Annotated in this window: 15 protein-coding genes and 1 pseudogene; 13 read left to right on the top strand and 3 right to left on the bottom strand. The window is 50.2% G+C overall.

Going from position 1 to position 18,862, the window contains the following annotated elements:
- The 6 genes from RV1423_RS26885 to RV1423_RS30225 form a co-directional block, all read left to right on the top strand.
- Positions 1–594: IS256 family transposase (locus RV1423_RS26885; protein ID WP_034303668.1), on the top strand; the 594-nt coding region annotated here is incomplete at its 5' end.
- A 749-nt stretch (positions 595–1,343) separates the two neighbouring features.
- The gene (locus tag RV1423_RS26880) at positions 1,344–1,766 is read left to right on the top strand and encodes a helix-turn-helix transcriptional regulator (protein WP_034303667.1); all 423 of its coding nucleotides are present in this window, start codon (positions 1,344–1,346) and stop codon (positions 1,764–1,766) included.
- Between the two features lie 207 nt (positions 1,767–1,973).
- Positions 1,974–2,690, top strand: coding sequence for a hypothetical protein (locus tag RV1423_RS26875; protein ID WP_155835325.1), 717 nt, complete (start codon positions 1,974–1,976; stop codon positions 2,688–2,690).
- Positions 2,687–4,657, top strand: coding sequence for a hypothetical protein (locus tag RV1423_RS30230; protein WP_155835324.1), 1,971 nt, complete (start codon positions 2,687–2,689; stop codon positions 4,655–4,657). The genes RV1423_RS26875 and RV1423_RS30230 overlap by 4 nt, the downstream gene beginning before the upstream one ends.
- A complete protein-coding gene (locus RV1423_RS26865) occupies positions 4,657–5,643 on the top strand; it encodes an ATP-binding protein (protein ID WP_081769036.1) in 987 nt (328 codons plus the stop codon). The genes RV1423_RS30230 and RV1423_RS26865 overlap by 1 nt, the downstream gene beginning before the upstream one ends.
- Positions 5,640–6,932, top strand: coding sequence for a hypothetical protein (locus RV1423_RS30225; RefSeq protein WP_155835323.1), 1,293 nt, complete (start codon positions 5,640–5,642; stop codon positions 6,930–6,932). Before RV1423_RS26865 ends, RV1423_RS30225 begins: the two co-directional genes overlap by 4 nt.
- Here RV1423_RS30225 and RV1423_RS26860 read toward each other — a convergent pair.
- Positions 6,929–7,381, bottom strand: a complete 453-nt coding sequence (locus tag RV1423_RS26860) for a hypothetical protein (RefSeq protein ID WP_034303663.1) — start codon at positions 7,379–7,381, stop codon at positions 6,929–6,931. The two genes, RV1423_RS30225 and RV1423_RS26860, sit on opposite strands and share 4 nt — an antisense overlap.
- 88 nt (positions 7,382–7,469) lie before the next feature.
- Between RV1423_RS26860 and RV1423_RS26855 the strand changes: the two genes are divergently transcribed.
- Positions 7,470–8,696 (top strand): IS256 family transposase, encoded by a 1,227-nt coding sequence (locus tag RV1423_RS26855; RefSeq protein WP_034303662.1) that lies wholly within the window; start codon positions 7,470–7,472, stop codon positions 8,694–8,696.
- Positions 8,697–8,731: 35 nt separating this feature from the next.
- Positions 8,732–9,004: pseudogene (locus tag RV1423_RS26850) on the top strand (type II restriction endonuclease); the annotation flags it as partial.
- 389 nt (positions 9,005–9,393) lie between these two features.
- On the opposite strand, the gene RV1423_RS26845 reads toward RV1423_RS26850, so the two are convergent.
- Positions 9,394–10,812 (bottom strand): heavy metal sensor histidine kinase, encoded by a 1,419-nt coding sequence (locus tag RV1423_RS26845; RefSeq protein ID WP_034303660.1) that lies wholly within the window; start codon positions 10,810–10,812, stop codon positions 9,394–9,396.
- Positions 10,809–11,480 carry a heavy metal response regulator transcription factor gene (locus RV1423_RS26840; protein ID WP_034303674.1) on the bottom strand — a complete coding sequence of 224 codons (672 nt, stop codon included), beginning with the start codon at positions 11,478–11,480 and terminating at the stop codon, positions 10,809–10,811. Before RV1423_RS26840 ends, RV1423_RS26845 begins: the two co-directional genes overlap by 4 nt.
- Positions 11,481–11,722: 242 nt before the next feature.
- On the opposite strand from RV1423_RS26840, the gene RV1423_RS28815 reads away from it, so the two are divergent.
- The 5 genes from RV1423_RS28815 to RV1423_RS26805 all read left to right on the top strand — a co-directional run bounded on the left by RV1423_RS28815 (position 11,723) and on the right by RV1423_RS26805 (position 18,757).
- The gene (locus RV1423_RS28815) at positions 11,723–12,049 is read left to right on the top strand and encodes a DUF4148 domain-containing protein (RefSeq protein WP_051516991.1); all 327 of its coding nucleotides are present in this window, start codon (positions 11,723–11,725) and stop codon (positions 12,047–12,049) included.
- A gap of 164 nt (positions 12,050–12,213) precedes the next feature.
- Positions 12,214–12,612 carry a hypothetical protein gene (locus tag RV1423_RS26820; protein ID WP_034303656.1) on the top strand — a complete coding sequence of 133 codons (399 nt, stop codon included), beginning with the start codon at positions 12,214–12,216 and terminating at the stop codon, positions 12,610–12,612.
- Between the two features lie 75 nt (positions 12,613–12,687).
- Positions 12,688–14,025, top strand: coding sequence for a TolC family protein (locus RV1423_RS26815; RefSeq protein ID WP_051516990.1), 1,338 nt, complete (start codon positions 12,688–12,690; stop codon positions 14,023–14,025).
- Positions 14,022–15,602 carry an efflux RND transporter periplasmic adaptor subunit gene (locus RV1423_RS26810; protein ID WP_034303654.1) on the top strand — a complete coding sequence of 527 codons (1,581 nt, stop codon included), beginning with the start codon at positions 14,022–14,024 and terminating at the stop codon, positions 15,600–15,602. Before RV1423_RS26815 ends, RV1423_RS26810 begins: the two co-directional genes overlap by 4 nt.
- Positions 15,599–18,757, top strand: coding sequence for an efflux RND transporter permease subunit (locus RV1423_RS26805; RefSeq protein ID WP_034303653.1), 3,159 nt, complete (start codon positions 15,599–15,601; stop codon positions 18,755–18,757). The genes RV1423_RS26810 and RV1423_RS26805 overlap by 4 nt, the downstream gene beginning before the upstream one ends.
- Positions 18,758–18,862 lie beyond the last annotated feature (105 nt).

The following is an 18,862-nucleotide window of genomic DNA, read 5'->3' as shown; positions in this document are numbered from 1 at the left end:
ACGGAAGGTGCCAAATTCTGGCTGCAGGTCGTCACCGAGCTGCGCAATCGTGGTGTGCAAGATATCTTCATCGCCTGCGTGGACGGCCTGAAGGGCTTCCCAGATGCCATCGAGGCCGTCTTCCCGGAGACCACGGTTCAGCTGTGCATCGTCCATATGGTTCGATACAGTCTGAATTACGTTTCGTGGAAACGACGCCCGGAAGTGGCGGCAGACCTTCGACTGATTTACCAGTCGGCCACCGCCGAAGAGGCAGAACTTCGACTCCGTGAATTTGAAGAGAAATGGGATGCAGAGTATCTACCTATCGGCCAATCCTGGCGGCGCAATTGGCCCCGCCTGATTCCGTTCTTCGACTATCCGCCGGAAATTCGTAAGGTCATCTATACGACCAATGCTATCGAGTCAGTCAACATGAGTCTGCGCAAGCTGACGAAGAATCGGGGGGCGTTCCCTACCGATGAGGCGCTCGTCAAACTCTTTTACCTGGCATTGCGCAACATCAGTAAAAAGTGGACACTGCCAATCCGGGATTGGAAAGCTGCGCTAACTAGGTTCACCATCCAGTTCGGTGAACGTATTTCTATGAATTAAACGAAACCCCGTTTACACAAAAATTCGCACACGCCCGAAAATAGAGTTGAAAACGAAGGATAACCAGCGATTTTCATTAGCCGGAATTCCCTTCAGTTGTTTTGATGCTCATGTCGACGGTCAGTGGCTTGCTCTTGACTGCTATCTAGCCCGCGAAAAAGGATAGCGTGTTCAAACGCACGTATTAGGACAGATTGTAGATTTATAAGTGCCGGGAACTCTCCATCTTTACTCTTCGCCCGTGGTCTCTATCCTTGAATGATTGTTTGAGTGCAACTTGCTCGGAGTTGCGCATCTTCTGCATCCAATCGCTCATAGTCAGGGCTGCCGAATTCCCTACCTACTGGAGGCGCATCTAGCCATGAACGATCGGGATCATTGGAAAACGAATAATGGAATTTATGCCGGAATCGTCGATATAAGGCAGTTTTTATGTCTTTGACTTTCATTTTTTTCCCTACGTCTCTTTACGAGTATCACTTTTAGTGATTGTCTTCTTAACGAGATCGGTAAATACATCTAATCAAACAGGTTATTGTTTAGTCACGTAAAAACAACATCACAACAAAAAATCTTAAAAATATTTTTCTCTCCTATGAAGAAAAATCATTTTTCAAATTTCGCGAACACGATCTTATATATTTCGTAGCCACGAAATATAGTATTTCGTGGTTACCCCGCATTCCTCATATTTGACAGCATTTTCCGCTTTGACTAGGCTATTTTTATAGCGTTGTTAAAGGTCGATAATGAGCCCCTTTTCTCTGTTCTTGCATAATCTTCGAATACGCCATGGTATGCGTCAATCGGAGCTTGCTGAAGCAGTGGGATATGAACCTAGCTACATATCTGCATTGGAACTCGGCATCAAGGGGCCTCCCACGGACGAATTCCTGGAACGCCTCATCCAGACTCTTTCCATGTCATTACCTGAGCAAGAGACATTGCGCGAAATGGCGTTAGCGTCGCAAAGAAAGCTAATCCTGGATGCAGATGCGCCAACGGACCTTTACTGGCTTCTTAACGATCTGCGCACAGCGCTAAATTATTTGCACCCAGTCCAAGTGAAGTTGATTCGCGAGGTAATTGATTTACCTCATTCGCTATTAAAAGACAGGGCAACCGCGCCGGTACGGATAAAACGAAAAAGAAAAGAGGAGGTATCTATGTAAAACGAGACAAACCTCGCGGCTTGTCTCGTTTTTGGGCAGTGGATACTGCTGATTGGCGTCTTTAGTATCCATATTCCTCTCAGACTCGTCAAGCCTCTTCCCTATTCAAATATCCGTTTTCAGTCAGATTTATTCTGATACGGGAAATGGTTTTTTCCCAAAAAAGCGGATCTTCCAAACCACTACTTGAAAGTGGAAGGAGAAGTCATGTCTGACGAATCTCAAGCAGTTAGTGCAGGTGTCGGATTTCCACACTTGCGCCATGTCCCTGTTTCACCGGCAATACGCAACAGGAAAAAATACCTATCGAATATTTGGATATTTGAATCTCCAAAAAACAATATCCGAATCGTGGTTGAAGGGGATGTCGCGTTTATGCATCTCGTTCTTCTCGAGGGAGATATCCATATAGCTAGATATAACGCGAATCCTGATCCCGTATCGGCAATCGTCGACGGAGAGGTGCGGCAAACAAAATTGGACGCCGTAGTCTATTTGCATAGCGGCCATTGTGAGTGGTGGGAATTTAAACGCGCAACCGATGCAACGGCACATAGGGTGGGCCGAGCTAAACCACAACTTACGGCGCAAGCACAAGCGGCCTCTATCGCCGGCGTTCCATATCGAATTAAGACTGACGCTGATCTGGCGGGCAAGGCAGTACGTTTCGACAACTGGCTTTTGTTGTGTGCAGCGATAACTCGTGTGCGTGGGATGTCGACGCATCACGAAGTAAAAGTTGTTAATCAAAAATTAGATATTCATGAGCAAATACTTTTTGGATCGTTGCTGTCAGATCAGACTATTGACGCTGCGCTCATGCTAGGTGCCGTTGCCAAGATGTTGCAAATCGGCTTGCTAGTTTGCGATTTGGATAACGAACTATTTGGGCCTGGCTCGTACCTTCAACGGGGAACGAAATGACCCGGGGGCCACAGCGACGCCTGATTCCCTATCCATTTTCGGATTTAAGTGCCTGGCCGGCGCCAGATTTAAACGTTATTAGTCTGGACGAGAAAAGTCGATATCTAGACCGAAAATTGGCGGTAGAGATGTATGCCGATAACGAGTCTTCTTCCAATATAAAAAATGCGACCGGGAAAAGCGCAAATGAAATAGTGCGCTTGGTCCGAAAATGTCTAGCGCCGAACGGGCAGGGTGGTATCGCAGGATTTACAGCACTTTTAACGGGAAGCCGGACTGGATCTTACATTCGCCAGAAAAAGATAGTGCGACGTCCTGGAGATCTTTCTGCAGGATGCGCTGGCGCGTTAGGGCAGCTCTTCTCGAAATTACCGGATGTGGAAGCGGCTGTTCAAGAATATCTGTTCAAAACAGCTTCTCGAGAAATTATCCATGAGGCTCGCATATCGTATCGGTCAATTCATCGAGAGTTCATTAAATTACTTCGCAACGCAAATATGGCGGACGATGAATGGCCGTTCAATACGCAAAATCGTGGCTACAACGCCTTAATAAAGTACTGTCATCGTCTACGAGACGACAACCTGGGCCGCTGGGTTAGCGCACGAGTAGGAAAGGACGCCGCCCGGCGTGGCGTTGTTGGGAATGGGTATAAGCCGCTTATTCCTGTTTTGAGGCCGTATTCGCATGTTCAGCTGGATTTTCATAAGATCGATGCGAGTTCAATTATTCTGCTTGAGAATGACTACGGTGGCCAGTTGGAAATACCACTCAGCCGTTGGCACATCGGCTTACTTATCGATGAACGGTCGTCAGCAGTATTAGGTGCTTGCATTGCTCTAGAAAACAATCCAAGCGGAGACTCGGTATTGGAAACAATAGAGAGTGCGCTCATCGACTATTCAGAAGAGCATCAGAGCCTGGCTTTTGCATTTCTATCGAAAGAAAAAATCCTTCCAAATCAATGCTTCTCGGAGTTGCGGCATCAGTGCTTTTCTTCACTGAAAATGGACAATGCTTGGAGCAATAGCGCCACGGAGGTCGTCAATAATGTGATTGATACCGTAGGATGTGCCGTCAACTTTGGCCCCGTTCGGGCTTGGTGGCGACGGCCATTGATTGAGCGGATATTCGGCGAGCTAACCAGAAAAGGATTGCAGAGGCTGCCGTCTACCTATGGAAATGGACCGAGTGATACAAGACGCGGCGATCCCACAGGAACAGCCGTCACCTTCAAAATAATGCTGTCCGAACTGATAGTGATAGTGTTTGGTTGTATCCAACAATATAACAACTCAATCTCTGAAGGTCTTCAATTCACGACGCCACTAAATGTGCTTCAGACTTCATTAGCCAAACCGTCAAGCGGATTTTTTCCTCAGCCGCTAGCCATTCAAACTCAATACAAACTAACGCTTCTATCACATGTCGAAGAAGGCTTTGTAAGAGGTAATCTCAACAAACATATTCGACCGCATATTCGAAGTGATAGATGCCGATATACGAATGATGTGCTGGCGAATTCCTATCATCTCGTAGGGAAGAAGCTCGTCCTCTATATTAATCGTCGAGATGTTCGGCAGGTAAGAGCGACAATTAAAGACACCGGTGAAGACATTGGATTCCTTCTTCCAGAACGCCGATGGTCTGGCTCTGCCATCTCTGTTCGAGAAAGAAAAATAATCAACCGCAGCGGACTTGCGATGCAAATTCACGACGAGCGTGAAGATGTGGTCGCGGCTTGGGGGCGGCAGAAAAAAGAGCAAATGATTTTGCAGCGAAAGGAAAAAAGAAAGCGTCTTCATCAGTCGAAAGAGGCGCTTTCCATTGCTCAACATGCAATGCGAAATACTCCTCCATCTAACGTTGTCGAACCGGAGTCTTCCCTGGATATTTCGACGAAATATCCAGATCCGTTTGGCCTTTATGACATTCCGAACATTAAATCTGTCGATCGGAGGCGCTAATGGACAGTGCAGATATCCGCCGCAATTTGTTTGATCATCATCCGCTCTTTACTTCTAGTGAGGTGCTGATTACGCCGCCAATTCAAGAGCTATTTATCCGTATATTTAGAGTCATTAAGCTTCGAGAGCCAGGCTGCTGTATTACGGGGCCGAGCGGTATAGGAAAGACCTATGCCTTGAATATGGTTCACGATATGTTGAAGGCAAAAATGCCGAAGCTAGTCATCTATGAACACGATGCCCAAAACCAGCAAATCCCTTCGATACGTGCGTTCTTCAAGCATTTCCTCAATACGGTCAGTCATAACGAAAGCAAAAGAGGGGAGACGTACGAACTTCGCCTTCGTTTAACGAATCGGATTATTGATGATACGAGAGCATCCGGTATTGACGCATGTGTCCTTTTTATCGACGAAGCTCAGGCGATGTCTATTCAGGATTTTTTGTTTCTGAAAGATGTGTACAACAGCTTGGATCGTGAAGGAGTGAAGCTAATTACCGTAATGATGGGGCAGCAACCTGACTTTCAGATCATTCTTGATCGTTTGCGAAGCGAGAGGCGCCTGGACTTGATGGCCCGATTCACAATGCGCCACAGTCCTTTTCGTGCGCTATCTACGCTGGAAGACCTGGACATAATACTGAATGGAATAGATACCGCAATTTATCCACCCGAAACGGATTGGACCTGGACTCAACTATTCTTTCCTAAAGCATATGAATCTGGATTTCGATTACGGAATGAAGCAAAGCGATTCATAGAGGCGTTGAATCATTCGGGCGATAAGGGAATTGGTCATCAATTTCCAGCACGACAATGTTTTCTTGCGATTCGCGCATTGATATTGGAGTGTAGCGGTCTGGACGCTGAGAACATGCGTTTGCCGGATAATGCTTGGAAAAACGCTATTCAGTATGCTCGGATAGACGAGGCAAGGGCGCTAATCGAAGGGACTGCACCAAAGACCATACAGGTGCAGACATGAAAAAACAAAAAGAGAAAAATTGGTCGGGGCTAGATATGTCGAGTTTGCCTCACGAATCTACCTTTTCCGTTTTGTTGAGATTCTCTTGGAGAAATGTTCTTAATGCAGAGACTCTGAGCAAAATTTGCCGGACCAATTCCTTTCGACCACTCAATCATTCGTTGTTTTCCCTGTCTTGGAGAAAGATTCATCAGATCGCAGACACCGACTGGAATTTTCCTCAAGCTGACGAGCAAATAATATTTGAAACGCTGGGAAACACTACCCCAATTTGGTTTCGTGAAAAGCTATGTATCTGCCCAATTTGCCATGAACATGGTTACCACAGTGTCTGGTTTCAGTTTCAACCGCTCTCCATCTGTCCTATCCATGCATGTAAATTAAGTAGCCGATGCAGCAGCTGCGGTGAAAGGCTACCCGAGTTTCGATTCTCTCCTGCGTTATTCGACAATCCATTTATTTGTCCTTTTTGCGGACTTTATATTTCTGGAGCGGAATCCAACCTCCGATTGCACCTCGATTACCGAGAGCAAGCAAGCTCGATACAGGAGGCATTCGATCCGTTTGTCACATGGCTTGCAACGCACATGGACAATTTAAAAGTGTTAACTACCATGATGGAGCAAAATCCCGCTTGGGAAAGTGCTTGGGAACGCTGGTGTCGACCGCGTGATTTTGTTATCTCCATTGGCGCCAACTTTGCACCGCTTCCCAAAGTTTGCAGTACCGTTCTATATCCAAACGTATCCAAGTTTCACGCCATCTTTGAGAATGCGCCGGAGCGAGAAGGGCGATATAGAGATCCAAGAAATGCAGGCGAGAGATTGCGGATCTGTTCGGAAGGATATCGGGAGGCGCTCGCCACAATTTCTTCGGCATTGAGAATTACCGAAGAAAGCGGCATGAATGAAATAAGTAGTCAAGTTTCATTGGATTTATGGCATTGCGACTTGAGTAATTTGGCATTGCGCCTACTTCGCATGAAGTTAGAAATATGTGATTGGGATATCAGTCGTCCAATTGATCGTGCTGAAGTTCGAGGGGAACCCGCATTTCCTATTCCATGGCAAGTAAGCCGAGTTTCTTCTACCGTGCTTTGCCAGATCTATTTGGCGATGTTTTGTAGCATCGTTCATATGTTAGAAAGAGCTAGAAAGCTGCGCTTCGTCGACTTGAACATGCTGGATTTGCGCGATCAGTCGTTAGTTGCGAGCGCTTGGTATTCTATCGACGGTGTAATGCATGGCCTGATAACTTCTCTATCAACGACTGATTTGCCAGACGTTTAGTAGTAAGCGATTTTCCAACGAATTACTACTCGCAACCACAGGCGCTGCCACTTCGGCGTGTCATACCTAAATGCCAGGCATGGGCGGCTCTGACTGGTTGTTCTCGCATAGACTCCGGCCGGACGATCTCGCAGCGACATGCCGGTTTCGAACGAGGCGTTTCGACTTTCAAGATCAATACTGCCGTAGGCTAACCGGACTTCGTCATCCGGCTCATTTACTTCGAATTGCGGAATCGAAAAGAGGCTGCCGTTCAACATCACATAGCCAAAATCTGCTATCCGCATTGGATGATCACACAAGCTGATGACATGCAAAAAATAGCCTGGACTAATTTGCGGATAGATCAAATCACAGGCAACCCGAATTTTGTCTTTTTTATCGCGAAACTTCCACCAGAGATTGAAGCCACTGCCGGCAGCGGCCAATACCGCGGCAGTGAGCGTCACCCAGCCCTGAATCGCTTGAATAGGGCCTGTACATAATTTTGTGTAAACGGACTATTGGCAGGAAACTGTCGCCTTGTCCGGAGCCACAATGAGTAAGAAGAAACACGACGTACCAGAAGAACTACTGGCTGGATTGCTAGCCAGTTACAAGAATCCCGAAGATTTGATAGGTGAAGAAGGCCTGTTGAAACATCTCACCAAGCTGGTGGTGGAACGGGCGCTGGAAGCCGAGCTGAGCGAGCACCTTGGTCATGACAAGCATGGGAGCGTCGCCAATGACACGGGCAACACCCGGAACGGCAAGAGTCGCAAGACGCTCAAGGGTGAATTTGGCGAGCTGCCGATTGAAGTTCCCCGCGACCGTCATGGCAGCTTCGAACCGAAGCTGGTGACCAAGCATCAGACGCGTTGGGCCGGGTTCGACGACAAGATTATGTCGCTGTATGCCCGTGGCATGACGGTACGAGAGATTCAGGCACACCTTGAAGAGATGTACGGCACCGAGGTGTCACCCAGCCTGATTTCGTCGGTCACTGACGCCGTCGTCGATGAGGTCAAGGCATGGCAAGCCAGGCCATTGAATCCGATTTACCCCATCGTTTATCTGGACTGCATCCATGTCAAAGTGCGTGAGGGAACGGTGCGGGTAAAGGCCGTCTATCTGGCCATCGGTATCACCATGGACGGCGAGAAGGAAGTGTTGGGGCTGTGGCTGGCGCAAACGGAAGGTGCCAAATTCTGGCTGCAGGTCGTCACCGAGCTGCGCAATCGAGGTGTGCAAGATATCTTCATCGCCTGCGTGGACGGCCTGAAGGGCTTCCCAGATGCCATCGAGGCTGTCTTCCCGGAGACCACGGTTCAGCTGTGCATCGTCCATATGGTTCGATACAGTCTGAATTACGTTTCGTGGAAACGACGCCCGGAAGTGGCGGCCGACCTGCGACTGATTTACCAGTCGGCCACCGCCGAAGAGGCAGAACTTCGACTCCGCGAATTTGAAGAGAAATGGGATGCAGAGTATCTACCTATCGGCCAATCCTGGCGGCGCAATTGGCCCCGCCTGATTCCGTTCTTCGACTATCCGCCGGAAATTCGTAAGGTCATCTACACGACCAATGCTATCGAGTCAGTCAACATGAGTCTGCGCAAGCTGACGAAGAATCGGGGGGCGTTCCCTACCGATGAGGCGCTCGTCAAACTCTTTTACCTGGCATTGCGCAACATCAGTAAAAAGTGGACACTGCCAATCCGGGATTGGAAAGCTGCGCTAACCAGGTTCACCATCCAGTTCGGTGAACGTATTTCTATGAATTAAACGAAACCCCGTTTACACAAAAATTCGCACACGCCCACTCCGGAATAGTGCGGATGCTAGATCTCGCCTTGGGGACGAAAGTCGGAGAAAACAGCACGCTCTTCCTCGTTGCCCCAGACAACCGCCGTACCGAGGTGGAACAGCAGCTTTGCCGGCCGGCGTTTTCCCGCGTAGCCGAGCTCGGCATACGCTATCTCCCTTACGGTGCCCTGCAGGTTCACCGAGAGGCTATTGCCAGATTCGGCGCAGGGATGAAGCCGCTTATCGAGATTTCACAGCAGCTGCACCCCGGCACCAAGCGTAGTTAGGGGTCAGATAGCACACTTACAACATGGCCGATTCCCCCCCTACTGCACACGCCTGGGAGTATCTCCACATGGTCCCCCACTTTGACCATTAGGGAGGCAGGTGCTTCCGCCAAATCTATATGAGCCCGGTTTCCATGTGGCGGGCGGAATTCTACCTGATAAAAGGACCGCTGCATGAAGTCAGTGGCAGTTACTTGTTTCAAGCAAGAAAATTGGCTTTGATCGTTGGTTTCAGGCGTAACAATCGAGAGGACCCGTGCATCAACAGCACCTGGATGGGTCGGCTTAGCCGTATGCAGAGGAGCAAAGCTACAGGCCGTCAGCAACCCGACCATAGCCAAGATGGTGACGAGGGATTTAGACGAAAACATAGCAATCCTTAAAAGTAGTTAGTTTGAAGAAACGAGATCGCTCGGAAAACGCAGTTTGAATGTCGTCCGCCCATTGTTTCCGCTACTCACCTCGACACTACCTGCATGTAAGCTCATAATCGATTGCACAATTGCCAGCCCTAAACCAGTCGACGACCCGGCATTCGATCGCGCCGCATCACCTCTATAAAAACGATCGAAGAGCCTTGAAAGGTGCTTCTCATCAATTTTTTCACCGGGATTAATGACGCTAATCGTTGCCATGCCCCCCATTGCTTCAGCACGCAGCTGAATTACGCCGCCTGGCGCGGTATAGCGAATCGCATTAGCCATCAGGTTGTTGACCGCCCTGCGTAAAAGAATCGGATCGGCAAGTATTGTTCCCGTAGCCTCTACTGCAATAGATACACCTGCATCGTCACTTACACCCTCAAAATAATCCGCAATACGCGCCAATTCTTCCTTAGCATCCAAACGAGCTTTGTTGACAACGACATGTGCGTGCTCCGCGCGCGCCAGAAAAAGCATGCTTTCCACCATGCGTGCCAGTCGTTCATATTCTTCTATGTTTGAAGATAATAGACTCTCATAATCGTCAATCGTTCGGGTCTTTGAGAGCGCTACATGCGTTTGGACCATTAAATTATTTAACGGCGTTCGAAGGTCATGGGCGAGGTCTGCTGAGAACTGACTTAACCGCTGAAAACTGTCATACAACCTATCCAACATGGCATTGAAAGCCTCGACCATTTCCTGCAACTCGTGCGGAGCAGACTGCACGTCAAGCCTTGTTTCCAAACGATGGGCGGTAATGGAATGGGCTTGACTGGCGATGCTCCGCACGGGACGCAAGCCCTGCCGCACCAGAAAATAGCCTAAGACGGTGGCGAAAAGCGTACCGAAAGCTGCGGCAATCCACACTTCTGCACGATAGTTTTCCAATAACTCCATCCGATCAGAGGTGGTGCGCGCTACGATGATGTCAACCGGCTCACCTGATTTACCAATACGGCCTTTCGCTGCGATAGCGCGCGCCGGTAAATTTGTCGACGTCGGCAACAAATGAATGGCGTCTTTTGTGGGACTCGTACCGTAGGATATCGTGGGTACGTTCGACAAATCGCCTTGATCGGCATGGTTATGCAGCAGAATTTTGCCATCGTCCGCTTTCAGAATCACAATCATATTGTCGTGATTGGCGGCGGCGTCTAAAAACAAATGGGGATCCTGCCTGATTGCCGCAACAGAATCAGCTTCTTCCGCGATATGACGCATCAGGTTAATTTTTCCAAGCAACTCTTGATCATCTCTTGACTCCAGTTGCGCAGACAGGGAGCGATATAGATAAGTACCTACCCCTGCAAAAGTGACCATCGCCACCAATGCGAACAACAGGCCCAATCGCGTTGTAATTGATGTAGGCCGCCATAGCTTCATTGCCTATCCTCCAGTACATACCCCATGCCACGTACGGTATGAATGAGTTTCTGAGCATGAGGATCATCAAGCTTGGCACGCAAGCGTCGCACGGCGACTTCAACGACATTGGTATCACTGTCAAAATTCATATCCCAGATTTGCGAAGCAATCAAGGATCGCGACAAAACTTCACCGCACCTTTTCGCCAACAAGTGCAACAAGGCAAATTCTTTGGCCGTTAAGTCGACGCGTTCGCCGCTGCGTATTACCTTGCGCTTGAGTACGTCAATTTGCATGTCTGCAATTTGAATAAGCTCGGCCTCACGCAATGGTGCTCGGCGTAGCAGGGTTCTCACGCGTGCAATCAATTCTGTAAAGGCGAACGGTTTGACCAAGTAATCGTCGGCCCCAAGCTCTAAGCCCTTAACGCGATCTTCGATCTCGTCGCGTGCGGTCAAAAAGAGAACCGGAGTATCGTGTGACTTACGCAATTGTTCGAGCAGTTGCCATCCGTCCATTAGCGGCAGCATGACATCTAGAATAATCAAATCGTAAGATTCGTGGAGTGCGAGGTGAAGTCCATCTGGGCCAGTCTGCGCCCAGTCGACAACGAAACCAGACTCGATCAGTCCCTTACGCAGATATTCCCCTGCTTTAACCTCATCCTCTACCAACAAGATACGCATTTTATTTTTCCCCATAAGGCGACATAGTCGTCATCTTCCTCCAGATAGTGCAAGGAAGTGATTACAAATTTGTAATCCTGACGCAATCTTCTCGTGTACTGGTGCTTCCTACAATGCATCTCATCGATACGTCACATCGCTCGATGGCGAACATAGCGTATCGCCCTGTTGCCTCGATAAGACAACAGCCATCTTTCTGATGAATCACCCACGGACACTTGTCCCTCTCTTGGAGAATTAACATGAACGCAAAATACATCCTCGCCATCGCTGCCCTGACAATCGTTTCTGGCTCCGTCTTTGCTCAAACATCGACGGCTATCGCAGCACGCGATCAAGCCAATGCGTCGGTACGCAACAACTACCCGGTTGTGCCTTTCGTCGCCTCCAAAACACGCGCAGAGGTCATCAACGAACTGAAGCAAGCACAAGCACAAGGTTTGATCACCAACGGCAACGACTATCCCATCGTGCGCATCGCCCCAAGTCATAAAGTCCGCGGCGAAGTTCAAGTCGATACCGCCCGCGCCAATGATAACGGCAATACAAATCTGTATTCCGGCGCTTAAAGCGCCATTGAAGGTACGCTAGCACAGCAAGAGTGATCAGAATCAATCAACTGCGATTCTTGTTGACCTTCACCCGGGGGCAAGCTTGATAGTGCAGCATAAGCAGGCTTGACAAGAACAAGAGATGCTACGTACCATCAATGCACTAAAAATTTGAATAACTCATGATCCTTTCGCGTCCGTCTCGCCTTATCGCAGCACTTATCGTGCTGTGTAGCGTGCTGTTTATGCAGCTCGCTGTGGCGGGATACGCCTGTCCTGGCCATACAAGCCCACAGGATCAAGAAGTCATGATGATGGATGGCGATGTATCCATGTCCTCATGCGAAGGCATGGATACATCACAGCCTAATCTGTGCCACGAGCATGAACAGGTCGGCAACCAGTCGTTAGATAAACCTCCTGCCCCTCATGTCGCACCTTTTGTGGCGTCAATATTGACGGTGGTATTTCAAGCTCTGATTTTTGACGCTGCCCCCATCACATCCCACCCGGCTGACATACTGCTTACCCGCTCTACCTCTCCACCGCTCGCCATTCGCAACTGCTGTTTCCGTATTTAACACTCCAGATCGCTTAGTCCGTCGCCGATGTACCTTGCGTACATCCGGTGCAGTCGCTTGCTATCTGGAGGTTTCATGCTATCCCCATTTCTTGCGTGTCGTACAGCGCGCAACAAGATTCCTCAGTATTTTCTGAGGGTCATTCTCGCCGCTTTGGCGGCAGCTTTTTCGATTGCATCCGATGCCTACGCCGTCGATACACCGTTGACGATGGCCGAAGCACAACGTCGCGCCGTCATACGTTCGCGTCAGCTAGTCGCACGAGATTATTCCGCCTCAGCGTCGCGTGACATGGCCGTCGCTGCTGGTCAGTTACCCGACCCTGTTTTGAAGGTTGGTGTCGACAATCTGCCAATCAATGGCAGTGACCGTTATAGCCTTACTAGCGATTTCATGACCATGCGCCGTATCGGCGTCATGCAGGAAATCACCCGCTCCGACAAGCGTCGCCTGCGTTCTGATCGCTTTGAACTCGATGCTCAGAAAGCACTTGCGGAAAAAAATGAGATTGCAGCGACAATCGAACGTGATACGGCCTTGGCATGGCTGGAGCGCTACTACGCCGACGCGATGGTAGCTGTTGTCGCCGAACAAGGCGAGCAAGCCAAATTTGAAATTCAATCGGCTGAAGGCGCTTACCGTAGCGGGCGCGGCAATCAAGCAGATGTGTTGGCAGCCCGCAGTGCCCAAGCAACCTTTGAAGATCGCGCCAGCGAAGCGCAACGTCGTGTTCGCAACGCCAATACCGTCTTAGCACGCTGGATCGGCACTGCCTCGGACATGACATTGGCCAGCAAACCGGCGACGGATACCATCCGATTCGATACCGACGGCATCGACAGCACACTAATGCGTCATCCTCAAATGGTCATTCTCACAAAACAGGTCGAAATGGCTGAAGCCGACGCCAAGCTAGCCAAGGCCAATGAGAATGCAGACTGGAGCGTTGAAGTCGCCTACCAGCAACGTGGCTCAGCTTATTCCAACATGGTCTCCTTCGGCGTTTCCATTCCGTTGCAACTGGATCGAAAAAATCGCCAAAACCGTGAGCTCTCTTCCAAACTCGCCATGGTCGAACAAGCTAAGGCCGAGCGCGACGACATGCTGCGAACGCTAGTAGCGCAAACACAGACCGTGATCAATGAATGGCAGAACAATCGTGAGCGCTATACGCGCTACGAGCGCGAGTTGATACCTCTAGCCAATCAGCGTGCACTGGCTCTCATCGTGGCCTACCGCGGCGGCAAGGCAAGCTTAGCCGACGTTCTCGCAGCACGCCGCAACGATATCGACGTCCGCCTCCAGGCGCTCCAGCTTGCCGCAGAAACCGATCGTTTATGGGCTCAGCTCAATTTCATCTTTCCGACCGATCGCGCCATGACTCAGACTGGATTTAACAAGGACACGCAATGAAGAACAACATTTTCAGTTTGACAGTCGTCGTCGCTAGTATTGCAGCAGCGGGCTATGGTCTCTATTGGCTAGGCATGCAACAAGGTAAGAAGGCTGCAGCCCCCGTGAACACATCGGCTATAGCGCCAGTGGCGGGCAATGAAGGTAAGAAGGTTCTGTATTGGCATGATCCCATGGTACCGAGCCAAAAATTCGATAAGCCTGGAAAGTCACCATTCATGGATATGCAACTCGTACCGGTGTATGCGGGCGAGACAGCCGACGACAGCAAAGTCAATATCAGTCCTCGTGTCCAACAAAACCTGGGGATACGCACAGCAGAAGTCACACGCGGCAATTTTTCCTCTGTAGTAAGGGCTGTGGGCAACATCGCTTACGATGAACGTGCTGTCGCCTTGATTCAGGCCCGCAGCAATGGTTTTGTCGAGCGCCTATATGTACGTGCCCCGCTCGACCCCGTCCGAAAAGGGCAGGCATTGGCTGAGATATATGTACCTGAGTGGGTTGCCGCACAAGAAGAGTATCTGTCAATAAAACGCATGCAAAGCTCAGGGCTAGGAGAACTGCTGAGTGGCGCCCGTCAACGTATGCGCTTAGTCGGTATGACAGACGATCAGATCCGCTTGATCGAGTCCACCGAAAAAGTACAGGCGCGCACGACGATCGTCTCTCCCGTCAGTGGTGTCGTTTCCGAACTGACTGTTCGGGAAGGAATGACCGTCATGGCCGGCGCTGCAATGTTCAAAATCAATGGGCTGAGCACTATCTGGGTCAACGCCGATGTCCCTGAGGCGATCTCTGCACAAATACGCCCAGGCAATACGGTAGAAGCACATACACCGGCACTCCCTGGCACGGTATTTAAAGGCAAGGTCAATGCCTTACTGCCAGACGTAGACTCCGTCACACGCACGCGCAAAGCTCGCATCGAACTAGCCAACCCCGATAATCAGCTCGTGCCTGGCATGTTTGCATCGGTCAGTTTCGCAACGGTCGCCCGTAAGGATGTCTTGGTGGTACCCAGCGAAGCAGTCATCACCACGGGCACACGTAATCTAGTGATGCTGGCACAAGGTGATGGAAAATTCATGCCTGTTGATGTGGAGATTGGTACCGAAAGCAACGGTCAAACCGAAATCCGCAAGGGACTCGACACAGGACAAAAAGTCGTCGTATCGGGTCAGTTTTTGATCGATTCAGAAGCAAGCCTGACCGGTGCCACTACCCGCATGGGCGGCAACGATCAACCGTCTCCGTCGACATCTATCACACCGGTCCACAGTGGGCAAGGAAAAATCGAGAATATCGATAAAGAAGAAGTCACCATCTCGCACGGTCCGATCCCTTCGCTGCAATGGGGGGCCATGACCATGAGCTTCAAGTTGCCGGCCGGAGGTTTGCCGAAAAATCTGAGGGTCGGTGACAATGTTGCGTTCGAAATTCGTCCCATCCACGACGACGCATTCCAAATTGCCAGGATTGCAACGGCAACAACGTCTCCGACGACCAAAGACCAAGGCAAGCCTAACGAGAAATCAATACCAATACCCCAAGCGCCTGCCGGAGGTACACGATGATCGCCAAGTTAATTCGCTGGTCCATTGCGAATCGCTTTTTAGTACTGCTAGCCACGTTGATGATGACAACATGGGGTATATGGTCACTCTCGCGCACGCCACTGGACGCGATTCCTGATCTGTCCGATGTACAAGTGATCATTCGCACCAGCTATCCGGGCCAAGCCCCTCAGATTGTTGAAAACCAGGTGACCTATCCACTGACCACGACAATGCTGTCGGTCCCTGGGGCTAAGACTGTCCGTGGCTATTCTTTTTTTGGCGACTCTTTCGTCTATGTGCTATTCGAGGATGGCACCGATCCTTATTGGGCACGTTCCCGTGTACTGGAATATCTGAATCAAGTTCAATCGCGCTTACCCCCTCAGGCTAAGACTGCTTTGGGCCCAGATGCGACCGGTGTGGGTTGGGTCTATGAATATGCCTTGGTCGACCGCAGTGGAACAATGGATTTGTCGCAGCTACGTGCATTGCAGGACTGGTTTCTCAAGTACGAATTGAAGTCCGTTCCCAACGTATCCGAAGTAGCGAGTATCGGCGGCATGGTTCGCCAATATCAGATCGTGCTCGATCCAGACAAGATGCGCGCATTTAATATTCCCCACGGCAGGATCATTGATGCTGTGCAAAAGTCCAACCAAGAAACCGGGGGCGCAGTCCTTGAACTAGGCGAAGCAGAATACATGGTTCGCGCTTCCGGCTATCTGAAGTCATTGGATGATTTCCGAAAAATTCCACTGATGACCAATGATGCGGGCGTCGCAGTACGTTTAGGTGACGTAGCACGCATTCAGATCGGACCGGAAATGCGACGCGGAATCGCCGAACTCAACGGGGAAGGAGAAGTCGCTGGCGGCGTCATCATCATGCGATCGGGTAAGAATGCTTTAGATACCATTAACGCCGTCAAAGCGAAACTGGATAAGCTGAAATCCGGTCTGCCACCTGGCGTGGAAATCGTACCGACCTATGATCGATCAAACCTTATCAAGCGAGCTGTCACCAATCTGCAGGAAAAGCTGATCGAGGAATTCATCGTCGTTGCTATTGTTTGCGCGATCTTCTTGTTTCATCTTCGCTCGGCGCTGGTGGCCATCATTACGTTACCGATCGGCATCCTGATAGCCTTCATCATCATGTACTACCAAGGAGTCAATGCCAATATTATGTCGCTAGGTGGCATAGCGATTGCCGTTGGTGCAATGGTCGATGCGGCCGTCGTGATGATTGAAAACGCCCATAAGCACATCGAAACCTGGAATCACACGCATCCCGGTCAAGAGTTAAAAAGCAACGAACGCTGGCATGTCATTGGGGACGCGGCTGCCGAGGTAGGCCCTGCGTTGTTCTTTTCTCTCCTCATCATTGTCCTGTCGTTCATCCCTGTCTTTACCCTAGAAGCGCAGGAAGGCCGACTATTCTCGCCGCTGGCTTTTACCAAAACCTATTCAATGGCAGCAGCCGCAGCTCTGGCGGTAACGCTCATCCCGATTTTGATGGGCTATCTGATCCGAGGTCGAATTCCCGACGAACAGAAAAATCCATTAAACCGCTTCCTGATCACCCTGTACCGTCCGCTACTCGATATCGTATTGCGTTTTCCAAAACTAACCTTACTGGCAGCTGCATTCATCGCCGTATTGACCATCTGGCCGATGACGAGGCTGGGCAGCGAATTCATGCCACCGTTGGACGAAGGTGATGTGCTCTATATGCCTTCGGCACTTCCAGGCCTGTCCGCGGGGAAAGTCTCACAATTGCTTCAGCAAACAGACCGTCTGATCAAGACCGTCCCTGAAGTGCAAAGCGTTTTTGGTAAAGCCGGACGTGCCGAGAGCGCAACCGACCCCGCGCCATTGGAAATGTTTGAAACGATGATCCAATTCAAACCGCGCGACCAATGGCGAATCGGCATGACGCCGGACAAGCTAGTCCAGGAACTAGATAGCGTGGTCAAAGTGCCAGGATTGTCTAATATCTGGGTACCGCCGATACGCAATCGCATCGATATGCTCGCAACAGGAATCAAGAGCCCGGTAGGAATCAAGGTAGCGGGTGTCAACCTTCAAGAAATTGATCGCATTACCGGGGAAATAGAACGTGTCGTCAAAAAGGTATCTGGTGTTTCTTCCGCCTTGGCCGAACGCCTCAATGGTGGGCGCTACATTGATGTAAACATTGACCGAGACGCGGCAGGCCGCTACGGCTTGAACATCGCGGATGTCCAAAATGTCGTATCGGCGGCTATTGGCGGCGACAATATCGGAGAAACGGTCGAAGGATTACAGCGTTTCCCAATCAACGTACGTTATCCGCGTGAGGTGCGCGATTCGGTCGAAAAACTTCGTCAGTTACCGGTGCTCACGGAGCGTGGCGCACAAATTAGGCTGGGCGACGTGGCATCTATTCGCATCGATGATGGCCCACCAATGTTAAAAAGTGAAAATGCGCGGCTATCCGGATGGGTCTATGTTGACATACGGGACCGAGACCTCAGCTCGACGGTACGGGACATGCAACAGGTCGTGGCACGAGAAGTCCAACTCCCTGCAGGCTACGCCGTCTCTTGGTCCGGGCAGTTCGAGTATCTGGAACGCGCTACCCAAAAACTCAAAATCGTCGTGCCGGCGACACTATTCATCATATTTGTGCTGCTGTATTTGACCTTCAAACGTTTCGATGAGGCGGCCTTGATTATGGGGACATTACCCTTTGCGCTTGCCGGGGGTATCTGGCTGCTATGGGTACTCGGCTACCATTTTTCCGTGGCTGGAGGCGTAGGTTTCATTGCCCTAGCAGGCGTTTCAGCCGAGTTCGGCGTCATCATGCTCCTTTACTTGAAGCAAGCATGGCATGAACGGCTGGACAACAATCAGAACACCGAAGCCGATTTGCTTGACGCCATACGTGAAGGAGCGGTTCTACGTGTTCGTCCCAAGGCAATGACTGTTGCCGTGATCATAGCGGGTCTGGTACCCATCATGCTTGGTACGGGAACAGGCTCAGAGGTAATGCAGCGTATTGCTGCACCTATGGTCGGAGGAATGATTACTGCGCCGCTTCTTTCCATGTTTGTTGTGCCGGCTGTCTATCTGCTAATGCGACGCCGTCAGACTTCATCGACACCCGTAGCGCTTCGACTGGAATCATCATGAGATCTGTGCACTCTCTCAGCACCGAAGCTTTCATACAGGTTCTTGCGATGGCTATCGGCTGGTTCCGGCTATAAGGGAGGCCGTCAGCTCAACCATCTGCTCATG

The organism is Herbaspirillum sp. RV1423 (assembly GCF_000577615.1).
Taxonomy (GTDB): Bacteria; Pseudomonadota; Gammaproteobacteria; order Burkholderiales; family Burkholderiaceae_D; genus Herbaspirillum.
The sequence above is the reverse complement of the archived record's forward strand: the minus strand, read 5'-3'. Positions and strand labels throughout refer to the sequence as shown.

Coding starts and splice junctions, on each gene's coding strand:
- RV1423_RS26880 (WP_034303667.1), top strand. CDS start 1,344: ATGAGCCCCTTTTCTCTGTTCTTGCATAATCTTCGAATACGCCATGGT.
- RV1423_RS26875 (WP_155835325.1), top strand. CDS start 1,974: ATGTCTGACGAATCTCAAGCAGTTAGTGCAGGTGTCGGATTTCCACAC.
- RV1423_RS30230 (WP_155835324.1), top strand. CDS start 2,687: ATGACCCGGGGGCCACAGCGACGCCTGATTCCCTATCCATTTTCGGAT.
- RV1423_RS26865 (WP_081769036.1), top strand. CDS start 4,657: ATGGACAGTGCAGATATCCGCCGCAATTTGTTTGATCATCATCCGCTC.
- RV1423_RS30225 (WP_155835323.1), top strand. CDS start 5,640: ATGAAAAAACAAAAAGAGAAAAATTGGTCGGGGCTAGATATGTCGAGT.
- RV1423_RS26855 (WP_034303662.1), top strand. CDS start 7,470: ATGAGTAAGAAGAAACACGACGTACCAGAAGAACTACTGGCTGGATTG.
- RV1423_RS26845 (WP_034303660.1), bottom strand. CDS start 10,812: ATGAAGCTATGGCGGCCTACATCAATTACAACGCGATTGGGCCTGTTG.
- RV1423_RS26840 (WP_034303674.1), bottom strand. CDS start 11,480: ATGCGTATCTTGTTGGTAGAGGATGAGGTTAAAGCAGGGGAATATCTG.
- RV1423_RS28815 (WP_051516991.1), top strand. CDS start 11,723: ATGAACGCAAAATACATCCTCGCCATCGCTGCCCTGACAATCGTTTCT.
- RV1423_RS26820 (WP_034303656.1), top strand. CDS start 12,214: ATGATCCTTTCGCGTCCGTCTCGCCTTATCGCAGCACTTATCGTGCTG.
- RV1423_RS26815 (WP_051516990.1), top strand. CDS start 12,688: ATGCTATCCCCATTTCTTGCGTGTCGTACAGCGCGCAACAAGATTCCT.
- RV1423_RS26810 (WP_034303654.1), top strand. CDS start 14,022: ATGAAGAACAACATTTTCAGTTTGACAGTCGTCGTCGCTAGTATTGCA.
- RV1423_RS26805 (WP_034303653.1), top strand. CDS start 15,599: ATGATCGCCAAGTTAATTCGCTGGTCCATTGCGAATCGCTTTTTAGTA.